Below are 17,063 nucleotides of genomic sequence, written 5' to 3' on the forward strand. Positions count from 1 at the left end.
TCTTTATATAATCTCTAGGGTTTAGATCAGAATACATACCCTTCTATATTAAAGAAAAAACGGGGAAATCAAAAGGCTCCGCCAAAACGGAGCCCATAAGTTCAAGTTACGCTGCAGTGATAAGGCCAATCCCATTTTTAAAAGCCGCTGTGATACTTATCGTCGCTGGATGAACGCTTCTTCGACGTCCCATCCCGCTGCTTTTCTTCCTGGCGCTCCAGCCTGGCGTCTTCCATCGGAATCGGGTCCACATGCTGCTCGCTCTCAAATTTGTCGAACAGGCTTTCTTGTTCCGTCGGATATTGTTCAGGGTGATCCATGTTGCCGGGACCATTGTGAAGCGGAAGATCCTTTTTCTTGTCAGCCACCGATCTCACCTCATTTAACGTTGTGATACTACCTTTATACCTTATTTGAGGAAGTATCAAACATCCCAAGAGATGAGAAAGGCAGAGGGGAGGTGGTCTTTAAGAGGTCTCCAGGCCGGCTGCAGGCTGCTGCTGCGCTTCGGCTTTGAGCCTTAAATAACGGATAAACAGCTCAACGAGCTCCGGATCGAACTGCGTGCCCGAGCAGCGGAGCAGCTCTTCAATCCCTTCCTCGAAGGTTTTCGTTTTCTGGTAAGGGCGTTCGGTCGTCATCGCGTCGAAGGAATCGATAATGGTCAGCATCCGGCACAGCTTGGGGATTTGGCTGCCCCTGAAGCCGTGAGGATAGCCGCCGCCGTCATACCGTTCATGATGAAGTTCGATGTAAGGAACCAGTTCCTTGAACTTTTCGTTCGTTTCCGCGATGCGCTTGCCCCAGCTGACATGCCGTTTGACGGTTTCCCATTCGCCGGCTGTCAGCTTGTCCCGTTTATTCAAGATTCCCCAAGGAATCTCCAGCTTGCCGATATCGTGAATGAGTGCCCCGAGCACAAAATTGCGGCGCTCCACGCTGTCAAGCCCAAGCACTTCGCTGATGTCCATGGCGTAGCGGAAGACCCGTTTGGAGTGCTTGAACGTATCCACGTCTTTATACAGGAACAGCTTCAGCTGCTGCTCGATGTCGCGGACGTCCTCCGCAAAGTCGATCTCGGATTCCTTTTCGGCGCCACTTCCATATACATGCACGTTGTTTTTGCCCTGTTTCTTGGCATAATACAGCGCTTGGTCGGCAAGCTCGACAAGCTGCGACTTGTCATGAATATCGATCCGGTACGAGGCAACGCCGGCAGAGAAGGAGAGACAGCCGGACGGAAAAATCTCGACGCCGTCGAAATAGGTATCGTTCAGCTTTTTGCGGAGCCTGTTAATGAAGGAACGTGCCTTATGGTCATCATAACCCGGCATCAGGATCGTGAATTCCTCGCCGCCGAAGCGGGAGGCCACCACCTCGGCCGTTTCGGATTCCACCTTGAGGTAATTGCCGAGAAATCCGAGCAGCATGTCGCCTTTCAGGTGTCCGAATTGATCATTGTATTTTTTGAAATCATCGATATCGATCATGGCCAGCGACAACGGCGTTTCATTGGTTTTGGCCTTCTTGATTTCGTCTTCCAGCAAATTTTCGAAATAGCTGTGATTGTATAATCCGGTTCGTTGATCCTTGATGGCTTTTTCTTGTACCTGTTTATACATCGTGAAGAGCTGCTTGAAGGAATAGGACAGCATCACGCTGAGACCTATAAACAGGGTCAGCCCGAAAACGCCGTTATGTACGATGAGTATGGAGAGAACCAGCGATAGAATGAGCGTGCTGAGGTAAACAAGCAGTGTATCTTTCATGAAGGTTTTCAAAATATCATATAACGATCCCTTGTACAACAGGTAATAGTAGAAGCCGACAAGAAATACGTTGATAACAAAATAAACAACCAATGCTGCAACATACGCACCAAATTGATCATTGTGAATAGGACCTGCTTGTCCGCCCGCCATTTTGAAAATGAAGGAGGATCCCACGATCATCACGGTATACACGGAGAAATTAACAAAATGCTTCCAGAAGGGGATTTTTCTGTCGTAAAGCGCCATGGCAAGGGAGACGAACAGGATGACGGACAGCGCAAACGGTGCTCCATAGATAAAGATGCATGCCAGGTAAACAGAGGAATCCATGGACTGTAAATTACCCTCTGGCGGCAGCTGGAAGGTGAAGTAGTTTAAGATGAGGGCGGCGCCTAACATCGCATAGACCCATACCCACTGGGAAGGAGTATAATGGAAGATTTCCCCTTGATGCACCAGCAGGAAGGTGGAACAGCCCAGAAGAGAAAGAAAAACAAAATACAGCTGTCCCGCAAAGCCTTGAGAGAACCTAGGACGCTTAAATATGGACATAAATGATTTCTCCTCAATAAAATCAATGGTGTATTCTCCACATTTTAAGGTATATTGCGATGCAAAACAACGAAAAAGATGTAAAAAAACAGGCTGAATTTTCCAGCCTGTTTCTTATGGAAGTCGATTATCCGAATCTGTAACCGGAAGTCAGAGCGACAACAACAGAAGCAACGATGATGGCATTCAATACGATGCGGGAATACTTGATTTTATCAGTTTTCTTCACAGTTCTCCCTCCTTTCCAGGTGGTATGATGTATGATCAATTTTGTGGTTCCACACGTTCATTGGTATCGGATTTCGGTCCTAATGTTTGCACGTTGGCGGTATTCTTCCCCACGGTCATCAGGTTGAAAATGTAGAGAAAGATGCCGACGTTCATGATGATATCTCCGATACTGATCACCTGTGTTCTTGGATACGGCGGGGATAACGGTATAATGTCACCCAGGAACGGAAGGCGGGTAGAAGCGTCCATCAGATAATGCTTGGTGATAACGGTGCTGTTGCTCAGCATGTCCACGTAATAAGGATCCAGAACGGAAGCGGCGCTCATCGATACGGGCATTCTGCCGCCGTTAACCGCCATGACGAGGAAATTGAGAAAGACGCCGGCCAAGATGCTGCCAAAGCCCTTCTGGTCCCGGTTCATCCAAAGGAAGATCATGCCGGCGACGTAGATGAACATAAACACGTAGCTGCTTGCGGATGCCAGCCAGTCGGAATTCGCTTGAAAACGGAATATGAGCAGCTGTACGATCAGGAGAATTGGGAAGATGAGGCCGCCCTTCAGGCGGATCTTGCTGAATTGCTGCAGTCCGTGACGGAAACCGCCGCGTATCAGTCCGACAATTAACCCTAGTATAATGCCGTCAAATACCATGATAGAGTTCCTACTTTCATAGTTCGTTATCTCTGTAATAAGATAGTTCGACAGCGAATTGGTAATTCCTGCAACAATAATCAAAATTTATGGAAAAATTTCGGAGGGGAGTAAAAAGCTTGTCCCATCCTGTATAAATCTTATGATTCATGTACATTATAACAGATTAAAAGGATAAATCTTCCTACTTTTTTCGTGTTTCTGTTGCAGAAAGGAGCAAATTCGCCAACTTTACATACCTACGGGGGGTATAGTAAAGTGATAATGTACGACATTTTACGATAGGAGGGCGACAGCATGAAACAAGTGACATTGACGGTGGAAGGCATGTCCTGCAATCATTGCGTAAACTCGGTGGAAGGCGCGCTGAAGAGTGCGGGAGCTTCTGGCAAAGTCGATCTTGCATCCAATACGGTGGCCGTCGAATACGACGAAACCAAAGTCAGCCTTGACGCATTGAAGGAAGCGATTGAAGAGCAGGGCTACGATATCGTGTCTTAACGACAGATTTCCTGCCATATTCCCTAGCCGCGAAGTTTGGCTGAAATAAGAGCCGGCTGCTGAAGGCGATCGACAGCATGCCGGCTTTTTTGCGCTGCGGTCGCAGGCAACCCAAGCTTGCACTGCCCAAGCCGAAGTTTCATAATAAATGGAGCGATTCTTAAGAGCCTAAGGAGTGGATACCCGATGAATGACACGATTTCACTGCTGATGAACCATCGATCGATTCGTAAATATTCGGATCGGCCCGTGTCCGAGGAACAGCTGAGGGCTGTCGTGGCAGCAGGCCAGATGGCATCGACCTCAAGCAACGTCCAGGCATACAGCGTGATTGCCGTGACCTCACCAGAGAAAAAGCAGCGGTTGGCCGCTTTGGCGGGCAATCAGGCGTATATCGTGGAATGCCCGGTATTTCTGGTATGGTGCGCGGACCTGTATCGTTTGAAAAAAAGCGCAGAGGCGCATGTGGCGGATCAAGAGACGTACGAAGATTCGACCGAGAATTTCATCGTGGCCACGGTGGATGCCGCTTTGGCTGCGCAGAATGCCGCGATCGCGGCGGAATCGCTCGGTCTTGGTATTGTGTATATCGGCGGAGTCCGCAACTCCATTGCCGAGTTCTCCGAGGCATTGGAGCTCCCGGATTTGGTCTATCCGGTATTCGGCATGTGCCTCGGGTACCCGGATCAGGAGCCGGGGCTGCGTCCCCGGCTTCCGGTGAAGGCTGTCCTGCACCGTGACAGCTACGATCCGGCGGCCCTGGAAGAAGTGAAGAGCTACGACCGAATCTCTTCCGATTATTTGTCCAAACGCACCCATGGCAAGAACAGCGCTCCCTGGTCGGAGCTTATGGCCAAGCGACTGGCGGAGCCGGTCAGGCTGCACATGAAGGACTTCCTGAAGGGGAAGGGGTTTATGGGGCGTTAGTTATGTAGAGAGAGCCGGTACGGTGCACTCGTAAATCAATAGAGAGGGCTGGGACGGCTGCTCTCGTGGCGCACGGTGCAGCACCAGTATCTTTCGGACCTCACATCCGGCATGGCAGTATCGGACCTCAGATCCGTTATTTTCGCTATAGGCTCGTGTTTACCGGATCTATCGGACACATGATCCGTTAAGCAGCGTATAATCCGAAAAATGAGAGCCTAACTCGGAGAATAGCGGACCTCATGTCCGCCAATATTCGAAAAATGGCGCTTTTGATCAAAATAAGGTCCGCTGAGTCCGCTAATGTGCAGCTATTTTGTACATCGTACGCAGTGCTCGCTGTGCGCACGGTGCGTGGCCCGGTGCATGCTGTATGGCTCCAGCTCTAGGAACTACACTTGGCCGATAAAGCCAAGCCCGGCTGGGCGTGGGATCGGAGGAGTAGGAGACGCAGTGCTCTGAAAGTTTGCCTTAGCTTCAGAAGCTGCAAGCCGGAACGAGTTACGGACGGCAGCAGCAGTATCTATCGGACCTCACATCCGGCATGGCAGTATCGGACCTCAGATCCGTTATTTTCGCTATAGGCTCGTGTTTACCGGATCTATCGGACACACGTTCCGTTAAGCAGCGTATAATCCGAAAAATGAGAGCCTAATTCGGAGAATAGCGGACCTCATGTCCGCCAATATTCGAAAAATGGCGCTTTTGATCAAAATAAGGTCCGCTGAGTCCACTAATGTGCAGTTATTTTGTACAGCGTGCGCACTGTTCCCTGTGCCGACGATGCGTGGTCCGGGGCATGCTTGTACGGTCCGGCTCTAGGAACTACGCTTGGTTGGGAAAGCCAAGCCTGGCTGCGTGGGATCGGTGGCGTTGGCGACGCAGTGCTCCGATAAGTTTGCCGTAGCTTCAGAAGCTGCAAGCCGGAACGAGTTACGGACGGCAGCAGCAGTATCTATCGGATCTCAGATCCGTTATTTTCATTATGGGCTCGTGTTTACCGGATCTATCGGACACATGATCCGTTAAGCAGCGTATAATCCGAAAAATGAGAGCCTAATTCGGTGAATAGCGGACCTCATGTCCGCCAATATTCGAAAAATGGCGCTTTTGAACAAAATAAGGTCCGCTGAGTCCGCTAATGTGCAGCTATTTTGTACATCGTGCTCCCTGCTCCCTGTGCACACGATGCGTGGTTCGGGGCATGCTTGGATGGCTGGTCGGCGCTAAGCCTGAACGTAAGTCACAACACAGGAAGTGTGCAGCAATAGGGCGACGATTGAACGTAAGTCACAACACGCTAAGCGTGGCGCAATGTACAACGCCTGAACGTAAGTCACAACACGGGAAGCGTGGCGCAATGTACAACGCCTGAGCGTCAATAACAAACAGGAAGCGTGCCGCAATGGACGACGCTTGAACGTAAGTCATAACACATAATAGGGGCTGTCCCAAAAGGTCATGAAGTACGGACCAAGGGACAGCCCCTTTTTCAGAGGGCTCCTTTTATACGAGATTAATTGATCAGGATGACATGCCGATTCATTTGCCGATTCCCTGCTGGCGGTATTGACCTGGGGTGATCCCTTCCAGCTTCTTGAACATGCGATTGAAGTAGGGAGGCTGATATCCTGCAGCCTCCGCGATTTCATGAATGCGAAGATCCGTGGTCAGCAGCAATTCTTTGCAGCGGTTCATGCGCACGGTCGTCAGATAGTCCATATAATTCGTGCCCGTCATCTGTTTAAACGCTTTGCTCAGTTGGGATACGCTGACGCCGGCCTCCATGGCCATGGCATCCAGGGACAAGTCCTGCATCCCGTTCTGCTCGATTTGCTCCAGCACGTTTTCGACCAGCGATTTCATGGAGCTGTTGAAGTTCTTCGTCTGCTGATCGAGATAGGGCTCTATGATTTCTTTCTGGAACCAGTCCACGCAGGCCTTCGGGTCGCGAAGCAGGGACAGCTGCTCCTGCAGGTTGGAGAAATCGTACACCTGGTAAGGATTTAAGCCGGCCTGCAGCATGGAGCGGTGAACGCTCGTGATTAAACGCATGAGCCCATGGTGGACATGCCACTCCGAGCCGCCCCCGGCTTGAAGCGCCGTGACGAAGCGGCTCAGGGATCGCAGCGCGTCCCCCTGCAGCCCGAGGTTCAGGGTGTGTATGAAATCCTGCTCCAATTCCAGCGGAAAGTCGATCCAGTCGTTTTTCTGGGACAGCACCGTGTCCGCTTCCAGCAGCTGACTGCCGGCATCGAAGGATCGGTAATGCAGCGCCCGCTTGGCCTGTTCCAGAATATGGGGAACATCGGTCCAGGTCGAGCTTGGCCCGCCCAGCACGATGGTTGCCGACATCCGCAGCGTATCGCGCAGGGCCCGCAGGATCTGATCGCACAGCAGCCTCATCATGCGTGTCTGTTCGTCGGCTTTAGGAAAGGCCGGGACGATCAGGACGACGCCAAAGGAGCCGTCGAAGAAATTGATAGGGTGCATATAGGCGCTAACGTCCTCTGCCAGCTCTTGAATCACGTTCAAAGCGGCATAGGTGAGAAGATGCTGATCGTTCTCCGTTAGCGGCGTCCGATCCTCCCCGTGGGTATGCTGCTGGAGAACGATCGCCGAGAATTGTTTATTCGTGATGTCAAGCTCCATCTCTTGCAGCTTAAGCACGTACTCGGACTCCGTCAGGTGGGCGGCTTGCCCGCTCAAGAATTGATTGATATAAGCCTCCCTGATCGCGGGCAAGGATCGCTTCCATTGATTTTGAAGCGTGTCATGCGAGAACCGGTACTGCTTCCACTCGTGTTCAATATATTCGAGCTCATTGTACCGCGATGTCTGTTTGGCCTGATCGCCGCCAATCATATGAAGCATCTTGCGGATTGGGTGATACATTCTCTTGGAGGCAAACCAGCTTGCGCCCAGGGATGCCGCGAGCGCAAAAGCAAAGCAGATCAGGATGATATGGGTATACGGCTTCGTCGGAGCGATGATCGTGGACTGCGGCGTGCCGGATACATAGGTCCAATTCCGCTGCATTTTTTCAAATTGGACGGTATTCACCAGCCACACATCCTGATCGACCGGAACCTTCATCCGCAGACGATTCGTACGCTTGGCATTCTCCGGAAGCTTCAGCTGTTCCTGGATCGCGCTCATCGCCTTCGGCATGCTGCGGCTCATGCCTGATTCCCCGATGATATGGCCTTGATCGTCGAGCAGGAACGATAGATTCTCGCTGTTGCGAATCACGTGCAGCTTCGACGGATCGATGTAGATGACGATCGCCCCGTAGGGCGTATGACCGTTGAAGGGAAGCCGCATGACGAGCGCGTGGGAAGATCTCCCCTTATTGAAAGGCCGCTCCAGGTCATGTACCCAGAACATGTCCGAATCTCCCTCCATGAGCCGGCCGAAGCCTAACGCATCCTGTTCCTGATCCAATGTCCGCAGCCCGAGATCGGGCTCCATGATTTTATTTTGCTTTTTGATGTAGAGATAGACCTGATCCACAAGGGGATCGGCATTTTCCACCAGGTTCAGCGTATTAAACAGCTCGTTCGTCTCCTCGATATTCGACACAAAGTCCATATCGGACAAGGAAGGCTTGAAATGGGGCTTCACCACCATATTGAGCGCATAGTGGACCAGCTGGGTGAACTGCTCGTCCACTTGCCTCGCCGCGTCCACCAGGGCTTCCTCGTTCCGCTGCTGATATTGGTTGATCATATGCTGGTTCCCCACGTATAGGTAAACGGCCGTAATGGCCGATATGGGGAGGCATGTCATCAACACGGCGAGCGCGATGCTTCTCCAATACATAACACCTTTGAAACCGGATTCAGGATTCTGTTGCCTCATAACACTAACCCCCTGTTGGCATAGACAAATCCAAGGCCTGATCGAAGAAAGCCGGGAAAATCATTAAATACTATCATAGCGAAAGAGGGGATTAGTTGAAAAGATCACATTTTCCTATTGATGCCGATGAACATGGCATTCCGGCACCAAGGAAAAAAAGTGCAATTCGAGGAAATGGATGATGCGAAACGCTTTGGCAGGCAGGCATTTTTCCGTATGGTGCACCGAAGGGAAAGGGGAAGGGGCCGCGACGGAAAAAAAGTGGAATTGCAGGCAATTCTGCAACCGTTTACATTAGGGATACGTTCCGCGAACGGTAGGTTTGAACGAGACGACAAGGCTGAAAGTGAGGGAGTATCGATGAAAGCACAAGAAACCGTTCAGTCGGCAAAAGGAAGCGGGAGCGCCCCTATTCCCGCGAAATCCAAAACGAAGTGGGGGCGGATCCGGTCGGATGTAGCTCGCGACAAGTATTTATACATGCTGGCGTTGCCGGGTCTTATCTTTTTTATCATTTTCAAATATATTCCGATTACGAATCTCGTCATTGCTTTCCAGGAGTACTCGCCGTACTTCGGAGTGTTCGGAAGCCCTTGGGTAGGCTTCGAGCATTTCGCCCGGTTTTTCTCCAACGACGACTTCTGGATGCTGCTGCGCAATACGCTGGCGATTAGCTTCCTGAGCTTGATTTTCTTTTTCCCGGCGCCGATTATTTTAGCCTTGATGCTGAATGAAGTACGAAGCTCCTTCTATAAACGGACCATTCAGTCCCTGGTGTATATCCCCCATTTTCTATCGTGGGTATTGATCTATGGGCTGACCTACCTGATGTTCTCGCAATCGGAGGGCTTGTTCAATAAGTGGCTCGTCACCATGGATTGGGGAACGGTCGATATTCTCTCCAATCCGAACTATTTCTGGGGCATGCTGACGGCACAATCCATCTGGAAGGAGGTCGGATGGGGGACCATCATCTTCCTCGCGGCCATCGCCGGAGTGGATCCGCAATTATACGAGGCAGCCGTCATGGATGGCGCAGGCCGTATGAGACGGATATGGCATATTACCCTGCCCGCGATGCGCAACGTGATCCTGATTCTGTTGATCCTCCGCCTGGGAACGATCATGGATACCGGATTCGAACAGATCTATCTGATGATGAATGCGCCCGTCACCAATGTAGCCGAAGTGTTCGATACCTATGTATACCGGGTGGGGATAAGGCAGGGAGAATTCAGCTACAGTACGGCCATCGGGTTGTTCAAATCGATCGTCGGCGTCATCCTGGTGGTCTCGGCCAACCGATTGGCGAGGCGATACGGTCAAGAAAGCCTGTACTAGAGGACGGGCGAAGACAAGGAGGAGTAAAGCATGCATGAGAAAGGATGGAAAACCGGGCTCTTCGGCTTCGTAAACAACGGCCTGCTGCTGATCATCGGTTTGGCAACGATATTTCCGATTTACTATACCGTTATTCTGTCATTTACCGATCCGGTGGAGTATTATCAACGAAGCTTGATCTTATGGCCGCGGGATTGGACGCTGGATGCTTACAAGCATTTACTGTCCAACGGGTTGTTTGTCACCTCGATTTCCATAAGCGTGTTCCTGGCCACGGTCGGCACGATGCTCAGTCTGCTCGTTACCGGGGGGATGGCTTACGCGGTGTCCCGAAAACGGCTTCGGTTTCGCAAGGCGATCATGATTATGGTGTTAATCACCTTTCTCTTCACGCCGGGGCTGGTTCCGCTGTATCTGGTCGTCCGAAATGTGGGGCTCATCGACAGCGTCTGGTCGCTGATCCTGCCGAGCTTGACGAGCGCGTGGTATGTGCTGCTCATGAAGGGATTCTTCGATAGCATTCCGGACAGTCTGGAGGAAGCCGCGATGATCGACGGCTCTAATGATATCGGCGTGTTCTGGCGAATCATTCTGCCCTTGTCGCTGCCGGCGCTGGTGGCTTTCGGATTGTTCTTCGCAGTCGGCTATTGGAATACGTACTTCAACGCGCTGATGTTTATTAATGACCAGAAGATGTGGCCGCTGCAAGTGCTGCTCCAAAATATGCTGGTGGATCCCACGACAATGGGATCGGGAAGCGGCGGGGGATTTGCCTTCCAGGTGAACCGTCCGGTTCCGACGGAAACGTTGAAAATGGCAGCGGTCGTCATTGCTACCGTTCCAATCATGTTAGTGTATCCATTCCTGCAGAAGCACTTCGCCAAAGGGGCGATGGTGGGCTCCGTCAAGGAATGATCCGATATACGGTTTTCTTTTTCCAACATGGTCAGTCAGGGAAGAGGTATCATAAACAGGGAGGTCTAATGATGAAAAAAATGGATGCAAAGCCGAGCAAGTCGTTTTTGAAAATGTCGGGGGTGCTGCTCTTAGCAAGTTCGCTCTTGCTTAGCGCATGCGGCAGCCGCGGCGGGAGTCCCTCGAGCGGCAGCGAGGGCGGGACAGACAGCAGTGAACCTACAAGCATCACGATACAGACCTTGAATTATGCCACCGAATTCATAGACAACACGAATCCGCTTTGGAAAGAGCTGGAGAAACGCACCAATACCAAGCTGAATATTACGTGGCTGTCCCCATCCACGGCCGAAGAGAAAATCAATGTCATGCTTGCGTCCGGCGACCTTCCGGAGGTTACTTTCGTGGAAACGATGCAGAACCCGCAGCTGCAGAAGATGCTGAAGCAGGGAGTCTTCTGGGATCTGACCCCTTTTCTCAAAGACTACCCCAATTTAAATCGCGAAGAGCTGAAGGAAATGTGGGAAATCACCAAGGTGGACGGCAAGAACATCGTGATTCCGCGTTACTACCCAAGCTATGGGGGCGGGGTGTTCCCGATGATCCGCAAGGATTGGCTGGATGCCCTTCAGCTGGAAACGCCAAAAACGCTGGATGAGTTCCATAATGTGTTAAAAGCTTTCAAGGAACAGGATCCGAATGGTAACGGACAGGCGGATGAGATCCCATATGCCGCTAATCCGAGCGCGCTCGCGTATATTTATAATATCTTTAATGAAACGCAAGGGGCCTGGAAGCTCCAGCCGGATAACACCCTGTCTCCGATTATTACGTCGGACGCGTCAAGGGAGGCCATGCTGTGGATCAAGCAGGCTTATGACGAGGGCCTGTTCCCCAAAGACTTTGCCATCATGAAGTTCTCCCAGGTGATGGATACGATGCGCAGCGCCAAGGCAGGGGTTGGGGGCATGTCCATGAACCATGCCTGGGTAACCGGCAAAGCCGTGAAGGACGTTGATCCCAAGGCGGATTTGATGCCGCTTGCTTACTTGGAGAATGCTAACGGGGTGAAGTATACGCCTTCAGGCTCCCCGTACTATGGCGTGTACCTCATTCCGAAGAAAGTGCCTGAGGCCAAAGTCAAGAAGATCCTCGAGTTCTTCGACTATGGCTACAGCCAAGAAGGAAACGAGATGCTGACCTACGGAATCGAAGGCGTCCATTACAATCTGGAGAACGGAAAGAAGGTCGCAACGCCGCAAGCCGTCACCGATAAGACGGGAGATGGAAATCTGAACAATATGATTCACCTCGTCAGCGACGATATGGCTATCAATGCGGTAGGGATGCCGGACGAGGTGTATGAACGAAACGTAGAGATCGTTACGGAGCGCAAGACGGTTAAGGTGCCGAATCCTTCAGGCGAGCTCTACTCCGAAGCCTATAACAAATACTATCCCGAGATTTCCAAGAAAGTAGAGGATATGCGGGTCATGGTCATCACCGGCAAGGAACCGGTTGAATCGTACGATAAATTGATCGAAACGATTAAAAGCGATCCGAAGATGAAGGAGATTACAGAGGAGATCTCGAAGGCGTATCAGGAGAAATTTGTGAAATAACCGAAATCCAAACCACAATGCGAGTGAGCTCGCATTGTGGTTTTTTTGTTTCTTGGACCTGTCCCTTTCAATTTTAGGCCCCTGATGTCTAACATCAAACATCCTATAATTTTACATTAAAGCATAAAATATTACATGAGGGGAGGACAAAAAGTCATGAAAACGAAGGAAGGCATTAGGTTTGATATCGAGCAGGAAAGAAACAAGCTTCATAAAATGAAGCAGCGGTATCGTGATTTTAACCATCCTAAAGTCCTCAGGCAATCGATCGTGCTCGATGAACTGATTAACCAATATAACCGGTTCCTTAAAGAAAACAAACCGATTGCGTAAACAACCGGCTTGAATGGAACGGGAATTCTTTTTTTTATAGATCGTAAAGTCTAACCGCATTCTCGTAAAAAATCCTGCGAGCCTCGGAAACGGTCAGCCCGCGAAGCTCGGCCCATGCCGCCGCTGCGGAAGCCGTCATCTTGGGATGGGTCATCTGTCCGGTGAACGGGCCATCGAACGGCCAAGGGCCGTCGGTTTCGGTCATGACAAGATGCTCCGGATACATACGGGCAATATCGCGAATTTCATCCTCATAAAGAATGTCGGGCGTGAAGGAGATATAACAGCCTTTATCGGCCATCCGCTGCAAGGTGTCACGGGAGCCCTTGAACCAATGGAAATGGGCGCGGGTGACGCCATATTTGTCGAGCAAATCACATGCGGTATCCGCATCTTCATATACAGCGTGCAGTATAACCGGTTTATGATGCCGCTTCGCAAATGCTATAAATTGCTCAAGCAGGCATTCGTAAGGGCGGTTATCCCACGGCCGGCCCTCCGTTTCGGCTTCCAGTCTGGCATAATAGGGCAGGCCGACCTCTCCGACGGCAATCATGTCGTCGACATGATTAGCCATCCAATCCAGCAGCTCCTTGGTTTCTTCAGGGGAAGGGACGGGCTGTTCCGGATGATAACCAAATGCCGGCCGCACCAACGGTCCGTACTCCCTGGCCAGCTCCAGGTTTCGCTTGCTGGAAGCCAGGTTCATGGAAACGGAGATGATGGTCTTAACTTCGCTTTTGCGGATATCCGCAAGAATCGTTTGCTGATCGGAGAAGGCATAAGAATCCAGATGAATATGGGTGTCCAGCAGAGGGAGATTCGTTTCCGTCTGCGTGAATGATTTCATCGTTATATCACCTCGCTTGTTCGCCTCCAAGGAGCGCTCTTGAATGATGGATACTGGAGCTTAGGCAATTGTATCCTGCCTATGCGGCTCAACGCTTGTGCTGTTCTTCGCGCATGATGGCGGAGATTTCGGTTTTTAGCGCGATAAAGGACGGGTCGTTCAGGGTGTCTTCCCTGCGCGGACGGGGAAAAGGGACCTCCACCCGTTTCAGGATCGTGCCGGGCCGCGCCGACAGGATATAGATGCTGTCCGAGAGCAGCAGCGCTTCCTCGATATGATGGGTAATCATCAGCACCGAACGGCGCGTATCCTCCCAGATATCGAGCAGCCAGCGCTGCATATCGCTGCGTGTCAGCGCGTCGAGCGCGCTGAACGGTTCGTCCAGGCACATAACTTCCTGCGGACTCATCAGCGCGCGCAGAAAGGCGGCCCGCTGCTGCATCCCCCCTGAAAGGGTATGCGGATACGCCTTCTCGAAGCCGGCAAGTCCGGCCCGTTCCATCCAGCTGCGGGCATTTTCCCTGGCGGTGGTTTTCGAGGTGCCTCTCAGCTCCTCGGGAAGGAGCACGTTGTCCTCCACCGTACGCCAAGGGAAGAGGGCCGGCTGTTGAGGCATATAGGCGATGCGGCCTTTCTCTCCGGTCACGTCTTGACCGTCCATGAGTACGGAGCCTGCATCCGGAGCCGTTAACCCCCCGATGATATGGAAGAGCGTGCTCTTTCCGCTGCCTGAAGGACCGATCAAGGAGACGAATTCCCCGGGCTGCACCTGAAGCGAAAGGCCATCCAGCACGTGCACTTCGCTGCGCCGTTCGCGGAAGGTGATATGAAGGCTGCGAACCTCAAGGGCAGGCGCTGGCGGGACCGCGGTAGATGACTGGCGCTGCCCGTCATGATCCGGCAGGGATACTTGATGTGTCATGTCGCTAAACAGCCTCCTTTTATATAGGTTGGAAAATGTCTGTTCACCGTGGTTTTAACCTTTTCGATTCCAGCGGATCAGGCGCTTCTCCAGCAGGGTGATCAGCAGCACCATCAGCAGGCTGAGCAGGACGATGATCAGAATGGCAACAAACACCCGGTCCGTGCGGTAGCCGGATTTTTGCAGCATCATATAGTAGCCGATGCCCCGGTCCGAGCCGATCCATTCCCCGATCACGGCCCCCATGACCGAATAGGTGGCCGCGATGCGGATCCCTGAGAAGATGGAGGGGAGCGCATGCGGCAGCTCCAGCTTGGTGAAGATCTGCCATGAAGTGGCTCCCGCCATCTGCATGTAATTCATCATGGTGCGGTCGGTACGCGCCAGTCCGTCCAGGGCGGCAACGGCTACGGGGAAGAAGCAGACCAGGGTAATCACGATAACCTTGGGCAGCATGCCGAAGCCGAACCAAATCATGAGGAGCGGGGCGAGAGCGATCGTCGGCACGTTCTGGCTAAGAATAAGAAGCGGATAAAGGGCGGTTTTGAGAAAAGGCACCAGATGCAGGGCCAACGAGATGACAAGGCCGATCGCCGTACCGATCATAAATCCGACCAGGGTTAATTGCAGCGTGGCCAGCGTATGCTGAAAAAGGCCGGAGGCGCCGGTGGCGCCGGTGGCGGCTTCATGCCCGATGGCCGTCGGCGCTGGCAAAATATACGGCTCTATATCGAATACCGATACCGCGGCCTGCCATACCGTCAAAAAGAAAAGGACCGCCGCAGCGGGCGGCCAAACGGAGCTCCACCAGCCTTTTCTCATGGACGGTATTTCTCAGTCAGCTTATCCATGCTGATGCCGCCCGGATGGTGCACGATTTTGACCTGGGATATGACGCTGGGACTTCCCGCTTTCACCAGCGCCTCATGCATGCGCTCAACGATCATCAGCAGCTCGGAAAGCTCTCCTTCCAAGGTGGTTTCGAGCGCATGGACCTCGTATTTCACGCCCGACTCTTGAATGACCCGAATCGCTTCATCCACATAAGGAATGCTGTCGCCTCCATCCGGCGTTCTGGGTATCACTTGTATGCTCAAGAGGGTGTTTGCCATCTAAACTCATCCTTTCATGCAAGCTATATTGTAATGGAAGAGAGCCAGCCTGCCGGACAGGCGTCTCTCTTCCTAATTAAATGCATCCTATGGTTTCTCCGGTAAAAATTCATTGGTGAAGGCGCTGTCCGCATCAAGCTCCTTCTCGAGCAGCTTGCGTTCAAACATCCAGTCTGCATACCCCGACCATACTTCGGCTTTCTGCTCGCCCCAGCGGGCAGCATCATCCTGATAGCGGGGACTCAGCCATTTCTGGCTGGCAAGAACCAGCTCGGCATCCAGTTCGGGAACGGCCTTCGTCAGCAGGGCAGCCGCATCCTCAGGATGTTGAATCGCATAGTCGTATCCTTTTGAGGTCGCCCGCATGAATGCTTTGACAAGCTCCGGGTCCTCCTGGATCAGCTTCTCGTTCGTTACGATCACCGGCGTGTAATAGTCAAGCTGCTCGGAGTAGTCCTTCACATAGATCATGTCAAGCGGCTCGTTCCGGAGCTCGGCTTCGATACCGGTCCAGGCATAGAAGATCCAGGCAAAATCAATATCGCGTTTGACGGCCGTAAAATAATCGGCATCGCCCATGTTAACCATATTTACTTTGCTGACATCGGCACCGTCGATCTCCATGATGGATTTCATGACGGCTTCCTCAACAGGCGAGCCCCAGCCGCCGTAGGATTTCCCTTCAAAATCGCCAGCCTTGACGATCCCCTTGTCCTTGGGGGCGGCAAAGCCGGATGTATTATGCTGAATAATCGCCGCAATGGAGACAAGCGGCAGGCCTTGGGTTCTGGCAAGCGTGACGCCTTCCTGGTAGCTGATGCCAAACGGCACCTTGCCGGATGCGACCAGCGTATCCGTTCCGCCCGCCCCCGGCTGGACGATCTGGACGTTAAGCCCTTCTTCCTCATAATACCCGAGCTCCTTGGCTGCATACAGTCCGGTGTGGTTTGTGTTGGCCGACCAATCGAGCATCAGCTGTACGTCGCGGAGCTTTTCGGCTGCCTGGCCGTCTGCGCCTTCGGTACCTGTATTTTCGTTCTGTCCGCCTGTACCGCATCCCGCCGCAACCATCAGCAGGGCGCAAGCGAGAAGCAGTGCCATCCATTTTCCCTTCTTCATCGTGTCTTCTCTCCTTTGAATTCTCTTTCTCTTTCTATGACCTCGTTAACTCCACAAAAAAAGCGCCCTGAATGATATCAGGACGCATGACGGCGTAAGTGTATACCACGGCAAATCATAGCTGCCGCAAACATGGACTTCCTACGCTGGCATTACCCAGATCAGGTGTAAGGGTCAGTATCATCGGATACACTCTCAGCCGGCCAAATTCCAGCTCCCCCGGGATTTATGAAGTTTCGGACGTTACATCCGTTATTATAGTCCTAACGCAAAGACCTGTCTAGTTCGGAAGGGATGCGAACGAGGCAGGTCTTCGTATTGGACATGGCTTGTGCGGTTGGAAGAATGAAC

Annotated in this window: 15 protein-coding genes and 1 riboswitch; of the genes, 6 read left to right on the forward strand and 9 right to left on the reverse strand. The window is 52.1% G+C overall.

Going from position 1 to position 17,063, the window contains the following annotated elements:
- Positions 1 to 137: 137 nt before the first annotated feature.
- The 3 genes from GYMC10_RS03000 to GYMC10_RS03010 all read right to left on the reverse strand — a co-directional run bounded on the left by GYMC10_RS03000 (position 138) and on the right by GYMC10_RS03010 (position 3,209).
- Positions 138 to 368 carry a hypothetical protein gene (locus GYMC10_RS03000; RefSeq protein ID WP_009594140.1) on the reverse strand — a complete coding sequence of 77 codons (231 nt, stop codon included), beginning with the start codon at positions 366 to 368 and terminating at the stop codon, positions 138 to 140.
- A gap of 99 nt (positions 369 to 467) precedes the next feature.
- A complete protein-coding gene (locus GYMC10_RS03005; protein ID WP_012818789.1) occupies positions 468 to 2,324 on the reverse strand; it encodes a diguanylate cyclase in 1,857 nt (618 codons plus the stop codon).
- A gap of 264 nt (positions 2,325 to 2,588) precedes the next feature.
- Positions 2,589 to 3,209 (reverse strand): DUF5317 domain-containing protein, encoded by a 621-nt coding sequence (locus GYMC10_RS03010; protein ID WP_012818791.1) that lies wholly within the window; start codon positions 3,207 to 3,209, stop codon positions 2,589 to 2,591.
- A gap of 297 nt (positions 3,210 to 3,506) precedes the next feature.
- On the opposite strand from GYMC10_RS03010, the gene GYMC10_RS03015 reads away from it, so the two are divergent.
- Together GYMC10_RS03015 and nfsA are read left to right on the forward strand one after the other, a co-directional pair.
- Positions 3,507 to 3,710, forward strand: a complete 204-nt coding sequence (locus tag GYMC10_RS03015; protein ID WP_009594149.1) for a cation transporter — start codon at positions 3,507 to 3,509, stop codon at positions 3,708 to 3,710.
- Positions 3,711 to 3,896: 186 nt separating this feature from the next.
- Positions 3,897 to 4,637, forward strand: a complete 741-nt coding sequence (gene nfsA / locus GYMC10_RS03020) for an oxygen-insensitive NADPH nitroreductase (RefSeq protein WP_012818792.1) — start codon at positions 3,897 to 3,899, stop codon at positions 4,635 to 4,637.
- A 1,542-nt stretch (positions 4,638 to 6,179) separates the two neighbouring features.
- Here the strand turns inward: nfsA and GYMC10_RS03025 are convergent.
- Positions 6,180 to 8,498: an AraC family transcriptional regulator gene (locus GYMC10_RS03025; protein ID WP_012818793.1), complete on the reverse strand. Its 2,319-nt coding sequence runs from the start codon at positions 8,496 to 8,498 to the stop codon at positions 6,180 to 6,182.
- Between the two features lie 360 nt (positions 8,499 to 8,858).
- Here GYMC10_RS03025 and GYMC10_RS03030 point away from each other — a divergent pair, with 360 nt between their 5' ends.
- The 4 genes from GYMC10_RS03030 to GYMC10_RS03045 all read left to right on the forward strand — a co-directional run bounded on the left by GYMC10_RS03030 (position 8,859) and on the right by GYMC10_RS03045 (position 12,709).
- Positions 8,859 to 9,839: an ABC transporter permease gene (locus tag GYMC10_RS03030; protein ID WP_036664971.1), complete on the forward strand. Its 981-nt coding sequence runs from the start codon at positions 8,859 to 8,861 to the stop codon at positions 9,837 to 9,839.
- 30 nt (positions 9,840 to 9,869) lie between these two features.
- Positions 9,870 to 10,754: a carbohydrate ABC transporter permease gene (locus tag GYMC10_RS03035; RefSeq protein ID WP_009594160.1), complete on the forward strand. Its 885-nt coding sequence runs from the start codon at positions 9,870 to 9,872 to the stop codon at positions 10,752 to 10,754.
- Positions 10,755 to 10,825: 71 nt separating this feature from the next.
- Complete coding sequence (locus GYMC10_RS03040) at positions 10,826 to 12,376, forward strand: extracellular solute-binding protein (protein WP_012818795.1); 1,551 nt, start codon at positions 10,826 to 10,828, stop codon at positions 12,374 to 12,376.
- Positions 12,377 to 12,532: 156 nt separating this feature from the next.
- A complete protein-coding gene (locus tag GYMC10_RS03045) occupies positions 12,533 to 12,709 on the forward strand; it encodes an aspartyl-phosphate phosphatase Spo0E family protein (RefSeq protein ID WP_009594144.1) in 177 nt (58 codons plus the stop codon).
- Positions 12,710 to 12,743: 34 nt separating this feature from the next.
- On the opposite strand, the gene GYMC10_RS03050 is transcribed toward GYMC10_RS03045, so the two are convergent.
- The 5 genes from GYMC10_RS03050 to GYMC10_RS03070 all read right to left on the reverse strand — a co-directional run bounded on the left by GYMC10_RS03050 (position 12,744) and on the right by GYMC10_RS03070 (position 16,712).
- Positions 12,744 to 13,559, reverse strand: coding sequence for a TatD family hydrolase (locus GYMC10_RS03050; protein ID WP_012818796.1), 816 nt, complete (start codon positions 13,557 to 13,559; stop codon positions 12,744 to 12,746).
- Between the two features lie 88 nt (positions 13,560 to 13,647).
- On the reverse strand, positions 13,648 to 14,481 hold the full coding sequence (locus GYMC10_RS03055) for an ABC transporter ATP-binding protein (RefSeq protein ID WP_012818797.1): 834 nt from the start codon (positions 14,479 to 14,481) through the stop codon (positions 13,648 to 13,650).
- Positions 14,482 to 14,535: 54 nt separating this feature from the next.
- On the reverse strand, positions 14,536 to 15,303 hold the full coding sequence (locus GYMC10_RS03060; RefSeq protein ID WP_012818798.1) for an ABC transporter permease: 768 nt from the start codon (positions 15,301 to 15,303) through the stop codon (positions 14,536 to 14,538).
- Positions 15,300 to 15,593 carry an MTH1187 family thiamine-binding protein gene (locus GYMC10_RS03065; protein ID WP_012818799.1) on the reverse strand — a complete coding sequence of 98 codons (294 nt, stop codon included), beginning with the start codon at positions 15,591 to 15,593 and terminating at the stop codon, positions 15,300 to 15,302. The genes GYMC10_RS03060 and GYMC10_RS03065 overlap by 4 nt, the downstream gene beginning before the upstream one ends.
- An 87-nt stretch (positions 15,594 to 15,680) precedes the next feature.
- Entirely contained in the window at positions 15,681 to 16,712 is a 1,032-nt protein-coding gene (locus tag GYMC10_RS03070; RefSeq protein ID WP_012818800.1) for an ABC transporter substrate-binding protein, read from the reverse strand.
- Between the two features lie 121 nt (positions 16,713 to 16,833).
- Positions 16,834 to 16,943: riboswitch (TPP riboswitch) on the reverse strand.
- Between the last annotated feature and the right edge of the window lie 120 nt (positions 16,944 to 17,063).

The sequence above is a fragment of the Paenibacillus sp. Y412MC10 genome (assembly GCF_000024685.1).
Taxonomy (GTDB): domain Bacteria; phylum Bacillota; class Bacilli; order Paenibacillales; family Paenibacillaceae; genus Paenibacillus_AQ; species Paenibacillus_AQ lautus_A.